Origin of the sequence: Pseudomonas lini, from assembly GCF_001042905.1 — a bacterium.
In the GTDB taxonomy this organism is placed as follows: Bacteria; Pseudomonadota; Gammaproteobacteria; order Pseudomonadales; family Pseudomonadaceae; genus Aquipseudomonas; species Aquipseudomonas lini.
Window position 1 is genome coordinate 361,995 of the sequence record NZ_JYLB01000005.1, and the last position, 17,163, is coordinate 379,157.

Below are 17,163 nucleotides of genomic sequence, written 5' to 3' on the forward strand. Positions count from 1 at the left end.
TCAACGCAATTTGATGCTGATCGACTGCAATGGCTTGCCATCCCGATCGTGATAATTGACGCGAACCTGTTCGGCATCGACGATCAGATGCGCGAAATTATCCTGGCTGATCACCTCACTGGTCAGCTCATGCCGATAATCTCCCGCGGCCGTTCGGGCCAACGCCTGGTCGAGGATGAAGGTCGATGCCTGGGCGTACGGCAGCAGTTTGCTGTTGCACAGCGGGGAAGACACGATGGTGTGAACTTCGAAGTCCGCTACCTCACTGTGAGTCAGGCGACTGGTCAGCGAGCCGTGGACATCACCGGAAATGAACAAGACGTTCTTGATGCGGTGCGTACGAATCGTCTCCAGCAGCCGCAGTCGTTGTTCCGGGAAGGCTTTCCAGGCGTCATCACCATGAAGCTTGCGGTCGGGGTAGAACATGACGCTGGTGACCACGAATTTGACCCGGGCCGTGCTGTTGATCAGCCATTTGAGCAGTGCCTGTTCCTGTTCTTCATCAAGGATGCGCCGGTCGCTGGCCGACAGATTGCGTCGGGTTCGGCTATCGGTGATAAACCATTCGATATCGCCCTCGGTGAATTGATACCAATAGTGCGGCAGCCACGCTCTGTTGACTTGCCCGTTGGCAAGCAGTTCATGTACGGGGCTGTGGCTGACTTGATAGTGTTCATACGCCGCCATGGCATTTCGGTATAAGTGAACATCGCTCTTATTTGCATTGGCGGGCCAGTTATCTTCAATTTCATGGTCATCGAGGATCATGTAAGTCGGCATGCCGGACATTAACTTCGAGATGTGCGGCTGAGAAAAAGCCGTGCGGTATTTGCTGAGGATGTCCTTGTATTCCCGGTCGGGGGCCACGAGGTTCAGGTCATCGACGTAGATTTGATCGCCCGTCATCAGCATGGCGCTGATAGGCGGCTCGGCGCGCTCCGCCAGGCTTGTGATCGAGGCAAAGATCCGGTCGCCCAAATGCGGGGCCGAGGCAATGCCGGCGGTCATTCGCAGGTAACGACATGAGCCGACGATATAAGCCCGTGGCGTGGTGGTTTTGCTGGACTGCGTGCGAAAGCGATAGATCTCCCGCGGCCATTGCAGTGGCAGTTCCTGAATCGTCTCCACGGTATGCACCGGGCTCATGGGACTGAACCAACCTGCCTGATATTCATAGTCGGTATCGATGGCAAGATTGTTGAGTGCAATCACATCGGACATGTCGCGCAAGATTGTCAGATTTGCAAATACGCCTTTGGACCAGTGTTCCTCACCGACGCGTCGATAACGGATGCCTGCAAATACCAAGGCATCATTTTGTAATTCGCCGCGCAAGAAAATGCGCGCATGGTTAGTTGTGGTATGGCCAATAATCGGGCCGACAGTCGGTTTGAACATGTTCGAATCCATTCGAAGTAATGCTAACTAAGCAGATTAAGTTGTCGAAGTTTCTATTGGAAATTCTCCGAACTAAGACTAGTTATTGGCTCGCAAAAAATATCGGGCGGAAGTGGACTCGAGTTGTAGGCGGTGTAAGCCTTGAATGTAGGAATAAGGCGCAGAGGAGGGCTTTCTTCAGGGCAAAAAAAGCCCCGCCAAATTGGCGGGGTTGAGGTACGAGCGTGGCGCTCGGAAAACATGGAACGCGACAGGCCCTCCGGTGAAGGAGGGCCGGCCGGTGTTACAGCAGGATGGTGCGGATGTCCGCCAGCAGGTCGCTCAGACGCTTGGTGAAGCGTGCAGCAGCGGCGCCGTTGATCACACGGTGATCGTAGGACAGCGACAGCGGCAGCATCAGTTTCGGCTGGAAGGCTTTGCCGTCCCAGACTGGCTGGATGGTTGCCTTGGAAACACCGAGGATCGCCACTTCCGGCGCGTTGACGATCGGCGTGAAGCCGGTGCCGCCAATGTGGCCGAGGCTGGAAATGGTGAAGCAGGCGCCTTGCATGTCGTCAGCGGTGAGCTTTTTGTCGCGGGCTTTGGCAGCCAGCGCAGCGGCTTCGGCGGCCAATTGCAACAGGCTCTTCTGGTCGACGTTCTTGATGACCGGTACCAGCAGGCCTTCAGGGGTGTCGACCGCGAAGCCGATGTTCACGTACTTCTTGCGGATGATCGCCTTGCCGCTAGGTGCCAGCGAACTGTTGAAGTCCGGCAGTTCCTTGAGCAGGTGCGCGCAGGATTTGAGCAGCAGCGGCAGGATGGTCAGCTTGACGCCAGCCTTCTCTGCAACGGCTTTCTGAGCGTTACGGAACGCTTCCAGGTCGGTGATATCAGCCGAATCGAACTGAGTCACGTGTGGAATGTTCAACCAGCTGCGGTGCAGGCTCGACGCGCCGATTTGCATCAGGCGAGTCATCGGCACTTCTTCGGTTTCACCGAAGCGGCTGAAGTCCACGACCGGAATCGGCGGGATGCCCGCGCCGCCGGTTGCGCCGCCAGCGGCCGGTGCTTCCTTGGCCTTCTGCATCATGGCTTTGACGTAAACCTGCACGTCTTCTTTCAGGATGCGACCGTGCGGACCGCTGGCGCCAACGGCGTTCAGCTCGACGCCGAATTCACGGGCCAGTTGACGCACCGCAGGACCTGCGTGAACTTTCGCGCCCGGCTTGGCAGGAGCAGCAACTGGAGCGGCAGCAGCAGGCGCAGCCGGAGCAGCAGCGGCTGGAGCAGGAGCGCTTGGTGCGGCTGCGGCAGGTGCTGGAGCAGCAGCAGGTGCCGCGCCTTTGACTTTCAGCTTCAGGATCAGGTCGCCGGTACCGACTTCGTCATCCAGCTTGATGGAAACACTTTCCACCACGCCAGCGGCAGGCGATGGAATTTCCATGCTCGCCTTGTCGGATTCCAGGGTGATCAGCGACTGGTCGGCGGTGACGGTATCGCCAGCCTTGACCAGCACTTCGATGATCTTGGCCTTGCCCGCCGAACCGATGTCCGGGACGTGAATGTCCTGAACGGTGTCGGCAACCGGAGTCGCCGGAGCCGCAGCGGCTGGCGCCGGAGCAGCAGCAGGCGCAGCAGCCTGGGCTGGCGCGGCCGCGGCCGGTGCAGCGGCACCCGCCACTTCCAGATCCAGAATCAGGTCGCCGGTGCCGACTTCGTCATTGAGCTTGACGCTGATGGCCTTGACCACGCCAGCGGCAGGCGATGGAATTTCCATGCTCGCCTTGTCGGATTCCAGGGTGATCAGCGACTGATCAGCCGCGACGGTGTCGCCGACCTTGACCTGGATCTCGATGATCTGGGCCTTGCCCGACGAACCGATGTCCGGCACGTGTACTTGCTGAACACTGGCAGCAGCAGGCGCGGCAGCAGGAGCGGCTGGCGCTTTCGCGGCAGCAGGTGCAGCTTCAGCCTTGGCAGCTGGCGCAGCGGCAGCCGCAGGCGACGGTGCAGGGGCCGCAGCAGCGGCACCTTCGACTTCCAGCTCCAGCAGTTCGTCGCCTTCTTTCAGGCGATCGCCCAGCTTCACTTTCAGGCTCTTGATGATACCGGCCTTCGGCGCAGGCACTTCCATGCTCGCCTTGTCCGACTCAAGTGTCAGGATGCTCTGGTCGGCTTCGATACGGTCGCCGACCTTCACAAACAATTCAATTACTTCACCTTCACCGCTGCCGATGTCAGGTACGCGAATGAGTTCGCTCACAGAGTGTCTCCTCAGCAGTCCAGTGGGTTGCGTTTTTCCGGGTTGATGCCGAACTTGGCGATGGCTTCAGACACCACCTTAGGTTCGATATCACCACGGTCAGCCAAAGCTTCCAGGGCTGCCAACACCACGAAATGACGGTCGACTTCGAAGAAGTGACGCAGCTTCTTGCGGCTGTCACTACGGCCGAAACCATCGGTGCCCAGGACTTTGAATTCCTTGGACGGGACCCACTGACGAATTTGCTCAGCGAACAGCTTCATGTAGTCGGTAGAGGCGATGACCGGACCTTTACGGCCGTTCAGGCACTCTTCGACGTAGCTCAGTTTAGGCTTCTGGCCCGGGTGCAGACGGTTGCTGCGCTCGACGGCCAGGCCATCGCGACGCAGTTCGTTGAAGCTGGTAACGCTCCACACGTCAGCGCCGACGTTGAACTCTTCACGCAGGATCTTCGCCGCTTCACGGACTTCACGCAGGATGGTGCCGGAGCCCATCAGCTGAACGTGGTGCGCCGCTTCGCGGGTGTCTTCCTCGAGCAGGTACATGCCCTTGATGATGCCTTCCTCGACACCGGCCGGCATGGCGGGTTGCTGGTAGGACTCGTTCATCACGGTGATGTAGTAGAAAACGTCCTGCTGCTCTTCGGTCATCTTCTTCATGCCGTCCTGGATGATCACCGCCAGCTCATAGCCGTAGGTTGGATCAAAGGTGCGGCAGTTCGGGATGGTGGCAGCCAGGATGTGGCTGTGACCGTCTTCGTGTTGTAGGCCTTCGCCGTTCAGTGTAGTCCGGCCGGCGGTGCCGCCGATCAGGAAGCCACGGGTGCGGCTGTCGCCAGCGGCCCAGGCCAGGTCGCCGATACGCTGGAAGCCGAACATCGAGTAGAAGATGTAGAACGGCAGCATTGGCTGGTTGTGGCTGGAGTACGAAGTACCGGCAGCGATGAAGGAGCTCATGGCGCCCGCTTCGTTGATGCCTTCTTCGAGGATCTGGCCCTTCTTGTCTTCTTTGTAGAACATCACCTGGTCTTTATCGACTGGCTCGTAGAGCTGGCCGACGGAGGAGTAGATGCCCAACTGACGGAACATGCCTTCCATACCGAAGGTACGGGCTTCGTCCGGAATGATCGGAACGATGCGCGAACCGATTTCCTTGTCCTTGACCAGCTGAGCGAGGATCCGCACGAAGGCCATGGTGGTGGAAATTTCACGGTCGCCCGAGCCGTCCAGGATTGCCTTGAGGGTATCGAGCGGTGGCGTCGGGATGTCGAAGCTTTTGGCGCGGCGCTGTGGCACGAAACCGCCCAGTGCAGTGCGGCGCTCGCTCAGGTAACGGGCTTCAGCGCTGTTGGGTTCCGGTTTGAAGAACGGCAGGTTTTCCAGCTCTTCGTCTTTGACCGGAATGTCGAAGCGATCACGGAACAACTTCAGACTGTCGACATCGACTTTCTTGGTGTTGTGCGCAGTGTTTTTCGCTTCGCCGGCACCGGTGCCATAACCCTTGATGGTTTTGGCCAGGATGACGGTCGGTTGTTCTTTGTGGTTGACCGCTTCGTGGTACGCCGCGTAGACCTTGTACGGGTCGTGGCCGCCACGGTTGAGTTTCCAGATCTCGTCGTCGGACAGATCAGCAACCATCGCCTTGAGTTCTGGCGAGTTGAAGAAGTGTTCACGCACGAACGCGCCGTCTTTGGCTTTGTAGTTCTGGTACTCGCCGTCGATGACTTCGTCCATGCGACGTTGCAGGATACCGTCGACGTCTTTGGCCAGCAGTGGGTCCCAGAAACGGCCCCAGATGACTTTGGTCACGTTCCACTGAGCGCCGCGGAACACGCCTTCGAGTTCCTGGATGATCTTGCCGTTGCCGCGAACCGGGCCATCAAGGCGCTGCAGGTTGCAGTTGATAACGAAGATCAGGTTGTCGAGCTTCTCGCGGCCAGCCAGCGAGATGGCGCCCAGGGATTCCGGTTCGTCGCACTCGCCGTCGCCCAGGAAGCACCAGACTTTTTGCTTGCCTTCCGGAATGAAGCCACGGGCTTCCAGGTACTTCATGAAGCGTGCCTGGTAGATCGCCTGGATCGGGCCCAGACCCATGGATACCGTCGGGAACTGCCAGAAATCAGGCATCAGCCAAGGGTGCGGGTAGGACGACAGGCCCTGACCGTCCACTTCCTGGCGGAAGTTGTTCATCTGGTCTTCGGTGATGCGGCCTTCCATGAATGCGCGGGCGTAAACGCCTGGCGAGGTGTGGCCCTGGAAGTAGATCAGGTCGCCGCCGTGCTCGTCGGTCGGGGCCTGGAAGAAGTAGTTGAAGCCGATGTCATACAGGGTCGCACTGGAAGCGAAGCTGGAGATGTGACCACCCAGGTCAGAATCTTTCAGGTTCGTACGCATTACCATGGCCATCGCGTTCCAGCGTACCAACGAGCGAATGCGGCGTTCCATGAACAGGTCGCCAGGCATGCGTGCTTCGTGGGTAACGGGGATCGTGTTGCGGTAAGGCGTGGTGATGGCGTAAGGGAGCTGCGAGCCGCTACGGGTCGCGAGTTCGCCCATACGGGTCATCAGATAGTGAGCACGGTCTTCGCCTTCTTTGTCGAGAACCGATTCCAGGGCGTCCAGCCATTCCTGGGTTTCGACGGGATCGAGGTCTTGCATGGCTTGCTCCAGGGCGGAAAGGCTTCCAGAATCGGTTGCCTGAGTTTGCGACTGGCCTTGTGGGCAGACGATATAAATTCTTGGATTGCCGAGAGGTATGTTCCGGCGGCGTGTAGTTTTACTACAAATCATCGGGCATTTCAGCCTTTCGAATGTATAGACGAGTAGTAAAACTACAGAAGATCGGCTTGTGGCCTCCGGCTGCGTTGTGAGAATAATCGTTAAGGTTGGTCTTTTGCCAACCAGAAAAGGTGAAAGCTTGATGGTCGCTGCCAAAAATAAAGAAATTTCAGCTATTTCTAACCTTTGTTCGACAGTCAGTCACGTAGTGTGTTTTCAAGAATCACTACATGCAGCCCTTCACACGCCGATCAAGGATAGACCATGAGCCTCCCTTCGCTTGTCGAACTGCCCGGCGTTCTCCTGCCGTTTGTCACCCGTGCCGAGCAGTCGTTCCGTACGGCTGTCGGGCTTTTTCCCGACGATCATGGCCTGTCTGCCTGGACGCCTGAGCGCTGGGCGCAATTTGCCCGTGTCACTGCTGCCAGCGACTTTGTGATTGAACAGAGTCTGCGTGACCCTTTGATGTTGCTGGAGCTGGTGCAGTCTGGCGAACTGGACCGCGCCTTTGCGCCGGGCGAGTTGTGCGCACAGATTGCGACGGCGGTGAGCACCGCCGAAACCGACGACCAGCTTGGCCGCGCCCTGCGTCGCCAGCGCGCCCGCCAGCAAGTGCGGATTATCTGGCGCGACCTGACTCGCCAGGCCGATCTGATCCAGAGCTGTCGCGACCTCTCGGACATGGCCGATGCCAGCATCGATCAGGCCTATCAGTGGTTGTATCAGCGCCATTGCCAACAGTTCGGCACGCCCACCGGGCGACGTAGCGGCGAGCCGCAGCAGATGGTCATCCTCGGCATGGGCAAGCTCGGCGCCGTGGAGCTGAATCTGTCGTCGGACATCGACTTGATTTTCGCCTACCCCGAGGGCGGCGAAACCGTCGGCGTGAAACGGTCGCTGGATAACCAGGAATTTTTCATTCGTCTCGGCCAGCGTCTTATCAAGGCGCTGGACCCGATGACCGTCGACGGTTTCGTGTTCCGCGTCGACATGCGCTTGCGGCCTTACGGCTCGTCCGGCGCGCTGGTGCTGAGCTTTAATGCACTGGAGCAGTATTACCAGGATCAGGGGCGCGACTGGGAGCGCTACGCGATGATCAAGTCGCGCGTAGTGGCCGGCGATCAAGTGGCGGGCGCGCAACTGCAAGAGATGCTGCGACCGTTCGTTTACCGGCGTTACCTGGACTTTTCGGCCATCGAAGCGCTGCGCACGATGAAGCAGCTGATTCAGCAGGAAGTCCGGCGCAAGGGCATGGCGGACAACATCAAACTCGGTTCCGGCGGCATTCGTGAAGTCGAATTTATCGCCCAGGCCTTCCAGCTGATTCACGGTGGCCGCGACCTGAGCCTGCAGCAGCGTCCTCTATTAAAAGTACTGAGCACCCTCGAAGGTCAGGGTTACCTGCCGGCGGCGGTGGTCAGCGAATTGCGCGAAGCCTACGAATTTCTGCGTTACACCGAACACGCGATTCAGGCGATTGCCGACCGTCAGACCCAGATGCTGCCGGATGGTGAACAGGATCAGGCGCGCATTGCCTTTATGCTCGGGTTTGCCAACTGGACGGCATTCCACGAACAGCTGATGTACTGGCGTGGCCGGGTGGCCTGGCACTTTGCTCAGGTGATCGCCGATCCCGATGAAGAGGCCGGCGCCGAGAGCGAAGTGGTGGTCGGCGGGGAATGGTTGCCGCTGTGGGAAGAGGCCCAGGACGAGGAAGCCGCGTGCCGTCAGCTGGAGGAGGGTGGTTTTGCCGACGCCTCCAAGGCGCTGAAAGCCTTGGCCAGTCTGCGTGGCAGCCCGCAATTGCGTGCCATGCAGCGCCTGGGGCGTGAACGCCTCGATGCTTTTATTCCGCGTTTGCTGGCTCAGGCTGTGGAGCATGCCAATCCCGATCTGGTGTTGGAGCGGGTACTGCCACTGGTGGAAGCCGTGGCGCGTCGTTCCGCCTATCTGGTGTTGTTGACCGAGAACCCCGGGGCCCTGCGCCGCTTGCTGACGCTGTGCGCCGCAAGCCCGTGGATTGCCGAACAGATCACGCGCTTTCCGTTGCTGCTCGACGAATTGCTCAACGAGGGTCGATTGTTCAAGCCGCCGCTGGCGCCGGAACTGGCGGCCGAGTTGCGCGAGCGTCTGACGCGGATTCCCGAAGACGACCTCGAACAACAAATGGAAGCCCTGCGGCATTTCAAACTGGCGCACCGCTTGCGCGTCGCCGCCTCGGAAATCGCCGGCAGCCTGCCCTTGATGAAGGTCAGTGATTACCTGACGTGGCTCGCCGAGGCGATCCTCGAACAAGTGCTGGCCCTGGCCTGGCGCCAGACGGTGGCCAAGTACGGTACGCCGCTGCGCACCGACGGCAGCTTGTGCGACCCTGGTTTCATCATTGTCGGTTACGGGAAAGTCGGTGGTCTGGAATTGGGGCACAGTTCGGACCTGGATCTGGTGTTCATCCACGACGGCGATCCGCAGGCGGAAACCGACGGGCCGAAGCCTATCGACGGCGCACAGTTTTTTACCCGGCTCGGGCAGCGCATCATTCATTTGCTGACGGCGCAGACCAACTCCGGCCAGCTGTATGAAGTGGACATGCGCCTGCGGCCGTCCGGCGCATCCGGTTTGCTGGTGAGCTCCCTGGGGGCGTTTGCCCGGTATCAGGAAAACGAAGCCTGGACCTGGGAACATCAGGCGCTGGTGCGGGCGCGGGTACTGGTGGGCAGCCAGGATGTCGGCCAGGCATTCGAGAAGGTTCGCGCGGCGATATTGGCCAAGCCGCGGGACCTGCCGACCTTGCGCCAGGAGGTCAGCGAGATGCGCGCCAAGATGCGCGATAATCTGGGCAGCAAGAGCACTGCGGCGGGCACGGCGGCAAATGCCTTCGAGGCCACGGCGCCGTTCGATCTCAAGCAGGACGCCGGAGGTATCGTCGATATTGAATTTATGGTGCAATACGCGGCTCTGGCATGGTCGCAAGCGCATCCGTCATTGCTGCGCTATACCGACAATATCCGCATTCTGGAAGGGTTGGAGGAGGTCGGGCTGATGCCCGCCGAAGATGCCAGCCTGTTGCGTGAAGCCTATAAGGCCTACCGCTCCGCCGCTCACCGGGAGGCCTTGCAGAAGGACGCCGGTGTGATACCGGGCGACCAGTTCGTGGATGAACGACGGCAGGTAATGCGGATCTGGCGCGAGCTGGGGTTAAGCTGAAACGGGATATTTGCAACACCTGATACCCAATGTGGGAGCGGGCTTGTGGTGAGGGGGCTTGCCCCCGTTTGAGTGCGTAGCACTCACAAGATCTTTGGCATATCAGAGATTTTTGGGGCTGCTTCGCAACCCAACGGGGGCAAGCCCCCTCGCCACAAGCCCGCTCCCACACTGGATCTGCAGTGTCTGGTAGATTGAGGCAGCTAAGCTGCATCGCATGGATGTGCACAAAATTGATCCGACGAGCCCCAATCGGCTCGTCCAAATGACCTGACGGTTCACCCCGAAGGTGCTGGATTCTCGAGGCGGGGAGGCGTATGCCTCCCCGGCTCGTTTTTGGAAACCACATGAAAATTCTGATCGTTGGGCCCAGTTGGGTCGGTGACATGGTGATGGCGCAGACACTTTTTCAGTGTCTCAAACAACGCCACCCGCAGTGCGAAATCGACGTGCTGGCCCCCGAGTGGAGCCGGCCGATCCTCGAACGCATGCCTGAAGTACGTCAGGCCTTGAGCTTCCCGCTCGGCCACGGCGTGCTGGAGCTGGCGACGCGTCGGCGCATCGGTAAATCCCTGGCCGGCCAGTACGACCAGGCCATCCTGCTGCCCAATTCCCTGAAGTCGGCACTGGTACCGTTTTTTGCCGGTATCCCGAAACGCACCGGCTGGCGTGGCGAATTCCGCTACGGCCTGCTCAATGACGTGCGCACGCTCGACAAAGAGCGTTACCCGCTGATGATCGAGCGTTTCATGGCCCTGGCCTTTGAGCCCGGTGTCGACTTGCCGAAGCCGTATCCACGGCCGAGCCTGCAGATCGACCCGGTGACCCGCGACGGCGCACTGGCCAAATTCAGTTTGGCTCTCGACCGTCCGGTGTTGGCGCTGTGCCCCGGCGCCGAGTTCGGTGAGTCCAAGCGCTGGCCGTCGGAGCACTACGCCAAGGTCGCCGAAGCGAAGATCCGTGAAGGCTGGCAGGTCTGGCTGTTCGGCTCGAAAAACGATCACGCGGTGGGCGAAGACATTCGCGCGCGGCTGATTCCGGGTCTGCGTGAAGAGTCGGTGAACCTCAGTGGCGACACATCCCTGGCCGAGGCCATCGATCTGCTGTCCTGCGCTGACGCGGTGGTCTCCAACGACTCCGGCCTGATGCACGTGGCCGCTGCGCTGAACCGCCCGTTGGTGGCGGTGTACGGCTCGACGTCGCCGGGTTTTACGCCACCGTTGGCCGAGCACGTCGAGATCGTGCGCCTGGGCATCGAATGCAGTCCGTGCTTCGATCGCACCTGCCGTTTCGGTCATTACAATTGCTTGCGCCAGCTCATGCCGAAAGCGGTGAACGAAGCCTTGCAGCGGTTGCTGGGCACTGTGGTCGAGGTCAAATAGTTTGCGGGTACTGTTGATCAAGACTTCTTCGCTGGGCGACGTGATTCACGCGTTGCCAGCGTTGACCGACGCGGCGCGGGCGATCCCCGGCATCACGTTCGACTGGGTGGTGGAAGAAGGCTTTGCCGAGATTCCGACCTGGCACCCTGCCGTGGGTAAGGTGATTCCGGTGGCGATCCGTCGCTGGCGCAAGAACATCTGGCAGACCATCAAGAGTGGCGAGTGGAAGCGCTTCAAACAGAGCATTCGCGCGACCAAATATGACTTGGTGATCGATGCCCAGGGCCTGCTGAAAAGCGCGTTGCTGACTCGCTACGCCAAAGCCCCGGTGGCTGGGCTGGACAAGAACTCGGCCCGCGAACCGATCGCCGCGCGTTTCTACTCCCGACGTCTGGCCGTGGCCCGTGGGCAACACGCGGTAGAGCGAGTGCGTCAGCTGTTCGCGGTGGCCCTGGGTTACGACCTGCCCAAAGGGCTGGGCGAATACGGCCTGAACATCGAGCGACTGGTGGAGTTGCCGCGCAAGAATCCGTACGTGGTGTTTCTCCATGGCACCACTTGGGACACCAAGCATTGGCCCGAAGCCTACTGGCGCGAACTGGCCGAGCGGGTGGGTTACCTCGGCGTGGCAGTGAAGCTGCCGTGGGGTAATCCGATCGAAAAGTCCCGCGCCGAGCGCATCGCCAAAGACATGCGACACGTCGAAGTGCTGCCCAAGCTGAACCTGGCGGGTGTCGGTAAAGTTCTGGCCGGGGCGCAAGCCTGCGTAGCGGTGGACACCGGTCTCGGTCACCTCGCTGCGGCGCTGGACGTGCCAACCCTGTCGCTGTTCGGCCCGACCAACCCGGGCCTGACTGGCGCGTACGGCAAGTCGCAGATTCACATGGCCAGCGACTTTCCTTGCGCGCCGTGCCTGCAAAAGAAATGCACCTATCAACCGACGGCCGACGATGCCCGTCGGTTCGACCTGAAACGCGAGTGGCCCCTGTGCTTCACGCGTCTGAATCCCGAGCGTGTCGCGAGCCGACTGAGCACGTTGTTACTGGCTGAGGAGCTGCGCTGATGCAATTGGCATTTGTCCTGTACAAGTACTTTCCCTTTGGCGGTTTGCAGCGCGATTTCATGCGCATCGCCCTGGAATGTCAGCAGCGCGGCCACCAGATTCGCGTCTACACGCTGATCTGGGAAGGCGACATTCCGCCGGGCTTCGAAGTGCTGGTGGCACCGGTGAAGGCGTTCTTCAATCATCGGCGCAACGAGAAGCTCACCGAGTGGATGGAGGCCGATCTGGCCAAGCGCCCGGTGGACCGCCTGATCGGTTTCAATAAGATGCCGGGCCTGGACGTTTACTACGCCGCCGACGGCTGCTTCGAAGACAAGGCGCAGAACCTGCGCAACTCGCTGTACCGTCGCTGGGGCCGCTATCGCCACTTCGCCGAGTACGAGCGCGCGGTGTTCGCCAAGGACGCGAAAACCGAAGTGCTGATGATTTCCGAAGTCCAGCAGCCGCTGTTCATCAAGCATTACGACACGCCAATCGAACGTTTCCATCTGCTGCCACCGGGCATCGCCCAGGACCGTCGTCGCCCGGCGAGCGCGGATGACATTCGAGCCGGGTTCCGCGCCGAATTCAACCTGAAGGACGATGAACTGCTGCTGGTGCAAATCGGCTCCGGGTTCAAGACCAAAGGCGTGGACCGCAGCCTCAAGGCCTTGGCCGCCTTGCCCGCCGAGCTGAAAAAGCGCACCCGGCTGTTTGTAATTGGCCAGGACGACCCCAAAGTATTCCAGTTGCAGAGCGCCACATTGGGGCTCGGCGACAACGTGCAGTTCCTCAAGGGCCGCAGCGATATCCCGCGTTTCCTGCTCGGTGCCGATTTGTTGATCCACCCGGCGTACAACGAAAACACCGGCACGGTGCTGCTTGAAGCCGTGGTGGCTGGCTTGCCGGTGCTGGTGAGCGCGGTGTGCGGCTATGCCCATTACATCGCCGAGGCCGACGCCGGTCTGGTGCTGGACGAGCCTTTCGATCAGGCGCAACTGACGCAGTACCTGACCGGCATGTTGAATGACGCAAATGCACGGGCGGCCTGGAGCCGCAACGGTCTGGCTTTCGCCGAGACGGCCGACCTCTACAGCATGCCGCAGCACGCGGCCGATGTGATTCTGGCGGAGCACGCTTAATGAAGTTGATGCTGGCTGAACCGTTCAAGAGCCTCTGGGCCGGACGCGATCCGTTCGCCGAAGTCGAGGGCCTCAAGGGCGAGGTGTACCGCGAGCTTGAAGCGCGCCGGACACTGCGTACTGAAGTGGACGGCCACGGGTTCTTCGTGAAAATCCACCGTGGCATCGGCTGGGGCGAGATTTTCAAGAACCTGCTGACCGCCAAGCTGCCAGTGCTTGGCGCGGGCCAGGAGTGGAAGGCCATTCAGCGCCTGCAAGAAGTCGGCGTGCCGACCATGACCGCTGTGGCTTACGGCGAAAAGGGCAGCAACCCGGCGGATCAGCATTCGTTTATCGTCACGCAAGAGCTGGCGCCCACCGTCAGCCTCGAAGATTTCAGCATCGACTGGGTCAAGCAGCCGCCCGAGCCAAAACTCAAGCGCGCCTTGATCGCCGAAGTCGCGCGCATGACCGGCATGATGCACCGCGCCGGGGTCAACCACCGCGACTGCTACATCTGCCACTTCCTGCTGCACACCGACAAACCGGTGACAGCCGACGACTTCAAGCTGTCGGTGATCGATCTGCACCGTGCTCAGACCCGTCCGACGATTACCCAACGCTGGCGCAACAAGGACCTGGCGGCGCTGTATTTTTCGGCGCTCGACATTGGCCTGACCCGTCGCGACAAATTGCGTTTCCTCAAGGGTTATTTCCAGCAGCCGCTGCGCCAGATTCTGGCTGAAGAAGCGGGGCTGCTGGCATGGCTCGAAGGCAAGGCCAACAAGCTCTACGAGCGTAAGCAGCGATACGGGGATGCGCTCTGATGTCGGGTTGGACACTGGAACCTGCTTACAGCGATCTGGCAGAAGACTTCGGCAGTCTTGACGCGGTGTTCGCGCTCGAGGGCGAGCGGCTGACCCGCGATCCACTGTCCGAGGTCATTCGCGTCCAGCGCAATGGCGTCAACTATTACGTCAAGCGCTACGTCGGCGCCGGCAAAGGCCTGCGCCGTTATCTGGGCAAGCCGCGGGTGAAAGCCGAATGGCAGAACCTCAAGCGTTTCGCCAAGTGGGGCATTCCTACCGCCGAAGTAGTGGCCTGGGGGCTGGAGCGGCGCGGCGCGGCATACGATCGCGGGGCGATGATCACGCGCGAGCTGCCCAATACCGAAGACTTGTCGGCTCTGGCAGGTCGGCATGATCCGAAGCTGGCGGACCGCGCCTGGGTCGACAACATCAGTCGGCAGCTGGCGGGCTATACCCGGACCATGCACGACCACCGTTTTACCCATAACGATTTGAAGTGGCGCAACCTGCTGATCGACGATGAGCCCCGGCTATTTTTGATCGACTGCCCCAACGGTAATTTCTGGCGCGGCTTCTGGCTCAAATACCGGATCACCAAAGACCTGGCTTGTCTGGACAAAGTGGCCAAATATCACCTGTCGGCCACCCAGCGTCTGCGCTTTTACATGCAATACCGCCAATGCACCCGGCTCAATACCGCCGACAAGAAACGGATTCGGCACGTGGTGAGATTTTTCGAGGGACGCGAATGACTGATTTTCTGGCTGCTGAAGACCGCGCGCTGCTTGAGCGTCATGGCCTCGGCACCTTCGACGCGCTCTGGGCCAAACAGCTCGAGGCGGTGGATGAACCCAATACCGCTGGTGATGGCTGGAGCAGTGTGTTTCGGCTGGAGCTGGAAGGTCATGGCTACTACCTCAAACGCCAGAGCAACTACCTGACGCGCACATGGCATTCACCGTTTGGCGAGCCAAGTTTTGCCCGTGAGTTTCGCAACATCAGTCGTTATCAGAAGCTGGGTGTTCCTGCGTTGCAGGCGGCGTTCTTCGGTGAGCGCAAAGTCGACGGCGAAGTCCGGGCAATTCTGCTGACCCGCGCGCTGGACGGTTGGGATGATCTGGATTCACTGTTGCAGCGCTGGTCCGACCTGAGCACGGTGCAGCACTCGGCGATTCTGAAAGCCTGTGGGCAACTGGCGCGACGCCTGCACGAGGTTCGTCAACTCCACGGTTGCTTCTATCCCAAGCATATTTTTCTGCGGGCCACCGGTGACGGTTATCAGGCTCAGTTGATCGATCTGGAAAAAACCCGGCCATTGCTGTTTGGCCAACGTGATCGGGTCAAGGACCTGGAACCGTTGCTGCGTCGGGCGCCGGAATGGAGCGAAAGTCAGCTGCGCGAGTTGTTGGCGGTTTATCTGGATCAGCCATTGAACAGCTCGCTGGTGGACAGTTGGGTATCGCGCCTGAGTGCGCGGCGCAGTCACAAGGAGGCGCGTTAATGCGTTTGTCCGAACTGAAAAACGCCGGCCGCAGCCCGAGCCTGCCGCTGAACATTCCACTGGCCGATGCCGCGGGGCCTGCGGAGTTACAACTGCTAAGTCTGCTGCGAGTGTTGCCAGGCCAGCGTTACGTTGGCGCCGGAGTCTGGCGCGGACGGCCGGTGTTGGCCAAGTTGCTGGTCGGCGGTAAAGCGGCGCGGCATTTTCAGCGTGAACTGGACGGCGTGCGTTTGCTCGCCGCTCAGGGACTGACCACGCCGTTGCTATTGGCTGATGGCCTGAAGGACGGCGAAGGCGGCTGGTTGTTGTTCGATTTCCTTGAAGGTGCCGAGAGCCTGGGAGACGCCTGGAAACAGGTCGAACACTTGCCGGTGTTGACGGATGAGCAATCAGCGGTGCTGGCCGAGGCGTTGGGCGCCATTGGGCAATTGCACAGCAAAGGCTTGTGGCAGGAAGACTTGCACCTGGACAACCTGTTGCGCCATGGCGGTCAGTTGTATTTGATCGATGGCGCCGGGATCTGTGCCGAGACGGCTGGCAAGCCACTGTCGCAGCAGAAAGTCCTGGAAAACCTCGGGGTGTTTTTTGCCCAGTTGCCCACATCGCTGGAACCCTTCACCGAAGAATTGCTGGTGTATTACCTGCTGGGAAACGGCGAGCATGCCTTGCCCATGGAAGCGTTGCAGAAGCAGATCGACAAGGTCCGTCGCTGGCGCTTGAAGGATTTCCTGATCAAGGTCGGCCGCGAGTGCACGTTATTCAGCGTCCAGCGCGGAGCGTTCGGCTTGCGGGCGATTCGCCGTGAGGAAGAGACGGCGATGCTGCCGGTGCTGGAGCAGGCCGATGCCTTGCTCGATCAAGGCCATCTGTACAAGACCGGCGGCGCGGCGAGCGTCGGCAAGGTCGAGGTGGCCGGGCGCACATTGGTGGTCAAACGCTACAACATCAAGGGCTTTGCCCACTGGCTCAAGCGTTTCTGGCGCCCGAGCCGTGCCTGGCACTCATGGCGTGAAGGCAATCGCCTGGAATTCCTGGGTATCGCCACGCCCAAGCCATTGGCGTTGCTGGAGACGCGTTTTCTCTGGCTGCGCAGCCGGGCGTACCTGGTGACCGAGTATTTGCCGGGGCCAGACATCATCGAGCGGTTTGCGCCGTACGTGGAAAGCGGCGAAGCGCCGCAAGCCGAGTTGCAGGCTCTGGATCACCTGTTCGCGGAGCTGATTCGCGAGCGGATCAGCCATGGCGATTTCAAGGGCCATAACCTGTTCTGGCAGCAGGATCGCTGGGCGCTGATTGATCTGGATTCGATGTGTCAGCATGGCTCGGTCAGTAGCTTTGCCCCAGCGTACGCGCGGGATCGGGCTCGGTTTATGCGTAACTGGCCCGAAAGCAGTGCGCTGTATCGGGTGATTGATCAGAGGTTGCCTAAAGATATCTCTAGCGCTGCCTGAATCGGGTCTTCGACCCTATCGCGGGCAAGCCCGCTCCCACAGTTTCAGTGGTATGCATAAGTTTTGTTTGCGGCGCCATCACTGTGGGAGCGGGCTTGCCCGCGATGGCGTCAGATCAGTCCCCCGAGATCTGGAGGACAAGTTCTTATGAACCGTCCTACATGATCTACAGACCCCGTGAACTGTGCCCTGAATAGCCACGATGCTAGTTTGCCTGACGTACTCGGAGGGCA

General features: G+C 60.2%; 11 protein-coding genes. 8 read left to right on the forward strand and 3 right to left on the reverse strand.

Going from position 1 to position 17,163, the window contains the following annotated elements:
* The 3 genes from TU81_RS17035 to aceE form a co-directional block, all read right to left on the reverse strand.
* Nucleotides 1-1,398: an alkaline phosphatase D family protein gene (locus TU81_RS17035; protein ID WP_038978656.1), complete on the reverse strand. Its 1,398-nt coding sequence runs from the start codon at nt 1,396-1,398 to the stop codon at nt 1-3.
* A gap of 283 nt (nt 1,399-1,681) precedes the next feature.
* Nucleotides 1,682-3,643: a dihydrolipoyllysine-residue acetyltransferase gene (gene aceF / locus TU81_RS17040; protein WP_048396112.1), complete on the reverse strand. Its 1,962-nt coding sequence runs from the start codon at nt 3,641-3,643 to the stop codon at nt 1,682-1,684.
* An 11-nt stretch (nt 3,644-3,654) separates the two neighbouring features.
* Nucleotides 3,655-6,300, reverse strand: coding sequence for a pyruvate dehydrogenase (acetyl-transferring), homodimeric type (gene aceE, locus TU81_RS17045; RefSeq protein WP_048396113.1), 2,646 nt, complete (start codon nt 6,298-6,300; stop codon nt 3,655-3,657).
* A gap of 384 nt (nt 6,301-6,684) precedes the next feature.
* On the opposite strand from aceE, the gene glnE reads away from it, so the two are divergent.
* The 8 genes from glnE (at nt 6,685) to TU81_RS17085 (ending at nt 16,930) form a co-directional block, all read left to right on the forward strand.
* Entirely contained in the window at nt 6,685-9,624 is a 2,940-nt protein-coding gene (gene glnE, locus TU81_RS17050) for a bifunctional [glutamate--ammonia ligase]-adenylyl-L-tyrosine phosphorylase/[glutamate--ammonia-ligase] adenylyltransferase (protein WP_048396114.1), read from the forward strand.
* Nucleotides 9,625-9,971: 347 nt separating this feature from the next.
* The gene (gene waaF, locus TU81_RS17055) at nt 9,972-11,006 is read left to right on the forward strand and encodes a lipopolysaccharide heptosyltransferase II (RefSeq protein ID WP_038978660.1); all 1,035 of its coding nucleotides are present in this window, start codon (nt 9,972-9,974) and stop codon (nt 11,004-11,006) included.
* 1 nt (nt 11,007) lies between these two features.
* The gene (gene waaC, locus TU81_RS17060; RefSeq protein WP_038978661.1) at nt 11,008-12,069 is read left to right on the forward strand and encodes a lipopolysaccharide heptosyltransferase I; all 1,062 of its coding nucleotides are present in this window, start codon (nt 11,008-11,010) and stop codon (nt 12,067-12,069) included.
* A complete protein-coding gene (locus TU81_RS17065) occupies nt 12,069-13,190 on the forward strand; it encodes a glycosyltransferase family 4 protein (RefSeq protein ID WP_048396115.1) in 1,122 nt (373 codons plus the stop codon). The genes waaC and TU81_RS17065 overlap by 1 nt, the downstream gene beginning before the upstream one ends.
* Nucleotides 13,190-13,996, forward strand: coding sequence for a lipopolysaccharide core heptose(I) kinase RfaP (gene rfaP / locus TU81_RS17070; protein ID WP_007902532.1), 807 nt, complete (start codon nt 13,190-13,192; stop codon nt 13,994-13,996). The genes TU81_RS17065 and rfaP overlap by 1 nt, the downstream gene beginning before the upstream one ends.
* The gene (locus tag TU81_RS17075) at nt 13,996-14,730 is read left to right on the forward strand and encodes a lipopolysaccharide kinase InaA family protein (protein WP_038978663.1); all 735 of its coding nucleotides are present in this window, start codon (nt 13,996-13,998) and stop codon (nt 14,728-14,730) included. Before rfaP ends, TU81_RS17075 begins: the two co-directional genes overlap by 1 nt.
* A complete protein-coding gene (locus TU81_RS17080) occupies nt 14,727-15,479 on the forward strand; it encodes a lipopolysaccharide kinase InaA family protein (protein WP_038978664.1) in 753 nt (250 codons plus the stop codon). Before TU81_RS17075 ends, TU81_RS17080 begins: the two co-directional genes overlap by 4 nt.
* The gene (locus TU81_RS17085) at nt 15,479-16,930 is read left to right on the forward strand and encodes a lipopolysaccharide kinase InaA family protein (RefSeq protein WP_048396116.1); all 1,452 of its coding nucleotides are present in this window, start codon (nt 15,479-15,481) and stop codon (nt 16,928-16,930) included. The genes TU81_RS17080 and TU81_RS17085 overlap by 1 nt, the downstream gene beginning before the upstream one ends.
* The last annotated feature ends 233 nt before the right edge of the window (nt 16,931-17,163 follow it).

What these genes read in the sequence shown, in the direction of transcription:
- glnE (WP_048396114.1), top strand. Translation starts at nt 6,685, where the DNA reads ATGAGCCTCCCTTCGCTTGTCGAACTGCCCGGCGTTCTCCTGCCGTTT.
- aceE (WP_048396113.1), bottom strand. Translation starts at nt 6,300, where the DNA reads ATGCAAGACCTCGATCCCGTCGAAACCCAGGAATGGCTGGACGCCCTG.
- TU81_RS17075 (WP_038978663.1), top strand. Translation starts at nt 13,996, where the DNA reads ATGTCGGGTTGGACACTGGAACCTGCTTACAGCGATCTGGCAGAAGAC.
- waaF (WP_038978660.1), top strand. Translation starts at nt 9,972, where the DNA reads ATGAAAATTCTGATCGTTGGGCCCAGTTGGGTCGGTGACATGGTGATG.
- TU81_RS17080 (WP_038978664.1), top strand. Translation starts at nt 14,727, where the DNA reads ATGACTGATTTTCTGGCTGCTGAAGACCGCGCGCTGCTTGAGCGTCAT.
- TU81_RS17065 (WP_048396115.1), top strand. Translation starts at nt 12,069, where the DNA reads ATGCAATTGGCATTTGTCCTGTACAAGTACTTTCCCTTTGGCGGTTTG.
- rfaP (WP_007902532.1), top strand. Translation starts at nt 13,190, where the DNA reads ATGAAGTTGATGCTGGCTGAACCGTTCAAGAGCCTCTGGGCCGGACGC.
- TU81_RS17035 (WP_038978656.1), bottom strand. Translation starts at nt 1,398, where the DNA reads ATGTTCAAACCGACTGTCGGCCCGATTATTGGCCATACCACAACTAAC.
- TU81_RS17085 (WP_048396116.1), top strand. Translation starts at nt 15,479, where the DNA reads ATGCGTTTGTCCGAACTGAAAAACGCCGGCCGCAGCCCGAGCCTGCCG.